This window comes from Alkalicoccus daliensis (assembly GCF_900103955.1).
GTDB classification, from domain to species: domain Bacteria; phylum Bacillota; class Bacilli; order Bacillales; family Salisediminibacteriaceae; genus Alkalicoccus; species Alkalicoccus daliensis.
The window spans coordinates 1-3,520 of record NZ_FNIL01000028.1 but is presented as its reverse complement, the minus strand read 5'-3'; the positions used below and the strand labels follow the sequence as shown (position 1 = coordinate 3,520).

The 3,520-nt window shown below is 43.4% G+C and carries 2 protein-coding genes; one reads left to right on the top strand and one right to left on the bottom strand.

Annotated elements, in window-relative coordinates; translation table 11 throughout:
- Positions 1 to 478: 478 nt before the first annotated feature.
- On the bottom strand, positions 479 to 1,432 hold the full coding sequence (locus tag BLP92_RS17840) for a nuclease-related domain-containing protein (protein ID WP_090844808.1): 954 nt from the start codon (positions 1,430 to 1,432) through the stop codon (positions 479 to 481).
- A gap of 226 nt (positions 1,433 to 1,658) precedes the next feature.
- Here BLP92_RS17840 and BLP92_RS17835 point away from each other — a divergent pair, with 226 nt between their 5' ends.
- Positions 1,659 to 2,945: a class II aldolase/adducin family protein gene (locus BLP92_RS17835; RefSeq protein WP_090844806.1), complete on the top strand. Its 1,287-nt coding sequence runs from the start codon at positions 1,659 to 1,661 to the stop codon at positions 2,943 to 2,945.
- Positions 2,946 to 3,520: the final 575 nt, after the last annotated feature.

Genomic DNA, 3,520 nt, shown 5'->3' with positions numbered 1-3,520 from the left:
TATAACTTTTTCCCATCGTGGACACGTCCTTTTTTGTAGTATATTCAGTATACTCATTTTTGAGGCGTTACTGTCCACTTTTAAGACTAACTCTAAAATATAGCGTGTTTACATGTCATTATAGGCGCACCGGAGTAAAATAGCGGTCGCGACAGTAAAATAAGCGGGCAAGAGAGTAAATTAGCTTCTTTTCATTTGGCATTTTTTATTAGGGGAACGGTTTTGATTAGAGCAGGTTATATGCTTTTACGGGTTTGGGTGGCAGGGGTGTACGCGGGCCAGTGCAGGAAAACCAGGGTTGAGTGCAGCATAACGTGGTTGGAGGTTCATATAGAGGGAACGGAGTAAAATATAGCGTGTTTTCATGTCATTATAACGGCATCGGAGTAAAATAGCGGTCGCGACAGTAAAATAAGGGGGACGATATCAACTCCCATAAAGAAAAGAGCCGACGGAAATACACTCCGTCGGCTTCTTTCTATAAATTAATTTTATAGTAAGTGGTTCTGTTTTCTTTGTAGGAAATTTTTGCATGTGGGGTAAGAATCTTTTTGGCAGTAATGGGGTTGGGGAGAAGAAGCCATTCCTGCGCCTGTTTTATGGAAATAGTTTTTCCGTTTAAATGTATGTAATCCTCAAGTGATTTTCTGTGGGCATTGTTACTGCGGAAGCTGCAGGAAGGGCATTTCCATATACCCCGGACCCGCTGCATGGCAAACTGCTGACAGGCTTCACACTGAATTCCGAGACGAATATCCTGAGCAGATAACTGATAGCGTTCTATAAGATTTTTGACATCGGGAAGATTATTCGCCAGTAAATATTTTGAAAGCAAATTATATTCTTTGGAAGTCAAAAAAGGTTTCGTATGTTCATTCTGCCAGTTTTGTACTATCTGGGGTAATTTCGCAGCATGGGATACTTGTTCGATGGGCGTCTCGCTGGAAATTCGGGTGAATGAGTTGGCCACGAAGACGTGTGTGTAAATCGGGAGCGGCGGCAGCTTCAAGAATTTCAGCAAGGATGCTAATTGAAATTTTTGACGAATCGCCTGCTGCAGCGGACAAGGGAAAACAGTGGTAACTCCTTCTAAAGTGCGGATCATTTGTGCATAGTGAGGATCGAAGAAAAGCTCACCTGCATGATTTTTGATTTCCAATACAGCAGCAAAAGAAGGTGTAAGTAAAAGCGTATCTATCTGAAATCGGTAGTGGTTGTATTTGGAGTGGAGGAGCAGCTGGTGAAGAATATCGACAGATGGCGGAAGAAAATCATAATAGTAATCCATCTTCTTTTCGCCGGAATGACCGGAGGAATAATTCGCAGCATCAAAAGAAATCTGCTCGTACTTCTTATGAGTTTTCGGCATCCGGGAAAGTAAAGCCTGATATTGAAGCAATGGTAACGGGGTAGATCTGGGAAGAAGCAGCATATAAAACCCCCTGTGAATGTATTATATTTATTATAAATAGAAACGCACGTTCGTTCAAGTGGGAAGTGGTTAAAATTGTAAAAAAATGTTGAGTCTGCAAGGTAGAAAGAAATCAAGCAGTGATCTTGAAACTAAATTAAATTCCAAAATAATTTTTACTATAAAGATTTTATTTGTTTAAAAAAGATATAGTGTATAATAAAGTTAATATGAAGGAGGGATTTGATTGGACTTTCACCTTATTCACCCAGCGGAACAAATTTTAATGATTATGGAACGAATTTATCAGGAAGGAATGACAACGACCTCAGGAGGAAACGTTTCGATCCTGGACGAGAACGGAGATATATGGATTACGCCGGCAAGTATTGACAAAGGGACATTAACAATCAAGGACATCGTATGCGTGAAGCGGGAAGGCCCGATTGTCGGAGAGCACCGACCCTCGAGCGAGCTGCCTTTTCACAGGTCTATTTATCAAAGGCGAAGCGACATAAAAGCAATTATTCACGCACATCCGCCCGCACTGGTTACGTTCAGCATTGTGCGCCAGGCGCCGAATACAAATTTGCTTCCTTCCATCAACAAAGTCTGCGGTGAAGTTGGCATTGCACCATACGCGCTTCCGGGGAGTGAAGAGCTCGGGGCAAATATCGCTGCGGAGTTTGAAAAAGGCTATCATGCAGTGATTTTGGAAAATCACGGTGTTGTGACCGGAGGAAAAGATCTTTTTCATACGTACAAAGTGTTTGAAACACTGGATTTCAGTGCCCGGATCGAAATAGAAGCAAAACGATTAGGAGAACCGGTTTCTCCTTCTGAAGAAAAGCTAGCAGTAATTCCGGAAAAAGTGGAAAACTTTAAAGAAATTATCCCGACGTTTCATGGAGTGAAGGAACGACAGCTGCGCCGGGAGATGTGTGACTTTATTCATCGAGCTTATCGGCAGCAGCTTTTTACAAGTACCCAGGGAACTTTTTCACAGCGGCTGGAGGGCGGATCTTTTCTGATTACTCCTTATAATGTGGACCGCCTGTACATTGAACCGGGGGATATTGTGAAGATTGAAGGCGATACGAAAGAAGCGGGCAAAGTGCCAAGCCGTTCGGTGCAGGTGCATAAGCACATTTATGAAATGCATCCGCATATTCAATCTGTGATCATTGCGCACCCGCCGAGCATGATGGCGTTTGCTGTGAATGATATTTCTTTTGATTCAAAGATTATTCCGGAAAGCTATATACTTTTGCGTGATATTCCGAAGCTTTCCTTTGAATCGCTTTACAGCGCGCCTGAAGAAGCGGCTGCTTTTTTTACAGAGGATGTGCCGCTCGCGCTCGTGGAAAATAACTGCCTGATCGTTACGGGGGACAGCCTGCTCAAGACATTCGACCGGCTGGAAGTCGCGGAATACAGCGCAAGGGCCGTAATTGATGCAGTGGCGCTCGGCGATGTGCATCCGATAGAAAGAAAGGAAATCAAAGAGCTCGAAAAAGAATTCGGACTGGTATAAGCGTGAAAGCGTCAAGGCAAAGGTGCTGTGACGCTTTTTGTTGAGGAGTGGGATGAGGGGCGTGGCAAATCAGCAGTCGCATTCTGTTTAGGGATGGAAAAGTGCAGGATAAGGCATGGACATTTTAATATAGCTAGTTCGGAGTAAAGTATAGGTGGTTGTTAGTAAAATATAAGAGGATCGGAGTAAAATATAGCCGGTTCATAGTAAAGCATAAGCGGATCGGAGTAAAATAGCGGGCGCGACAGTAAAATAAGCGGGCAAGAGTGCAGATGAGCTGCTCTATTTTCTTTGGTTCCGGGGAAGAGGGGGGAATGAAGAAGGTAATATGCTTTTGAGGGTCGGGGAGCCGGCACGGGAGCGGCGGTGTTCACTGATGGACGGGGACATTTTAGTATAGCCGGTTCGGAGTAAAGTATAGGTGGAGGTTAGTAAAGTATAAGAGGATCGGAGTAAAATATAACCGGTTCATAGTAAAGCATAGAGTTAGTCTTAAAAGTGGACAGTAACGCCTCAAAAATGAGTATACTGAATATACTACAAAAAAGGACGTGTCCACGATGGGAAAAAGTTAT